1 protein-coding gene is annotated in these 449 nt (G+C 43.7%); it reads left to right on the top strand.

Annotation, left to right across the window (positions count from 1 at the left end):
- Positions 1-27: 27 nt before the first annotated feature.
- A partial coding sequence (locus E7X57_RS12205) for a methyltransferase domain-containing protein (protein WP_305791980.1) occupies positions 28-449 on the top strand: 422 nt, incomplete at its 3' end.

Below are 449 nucleotides of genomic sequence, written 5' to 3'. Positions count from 1 at the left end.
GTAATTTACAGCATAATGGATGATAAAATGAAAGAAAAACTTGAGAGATGCGGAGTTGAAAGTGTCGACTCATGCTGTCCGGACAGTACAATGAATGCAGATACGAAGAAGGATGTTGTGAAGAAAAAATACAGCAACATAGCATTAGGTGTTGTACAGGGATGCGGATGCTGTGGAAGCCTCACAAATGAGCAACTGGCAGCATCCATAGGATATTCACCTGAAGAAACCCGATCATTCTCAGAAGCTAACATGGGACTTGGATGTGGAAACCCTACAGCACTTGGAGAGATAAAAGAAGGTGAAACCGTTCTTGACCTTGGTTACGGTGCGGGATTCGACAGTTTTTTGGCTGCAAGAAAAGTAGGTGAGATCGGTAAAGTGATCGGCGTGGATATGACGGAAGATATGGTTGCAAAGGCAAGAGAGAACGCTGAAAAGTATGGGTT

The sequence above is a fragment of the Methanococcoides sp. AM1 genome, from assembly GCF_900774055.1.
GTDB lineage: Archaea > Halobacteriota > Methanosarcinia > Methanosarcinales > Methanosarcinaceae > Methanococcoides.
Note: the sequence above shows the minus strand (reverse complement) of the source record. Positions and strands in the feature narration are given on the sequence as shown.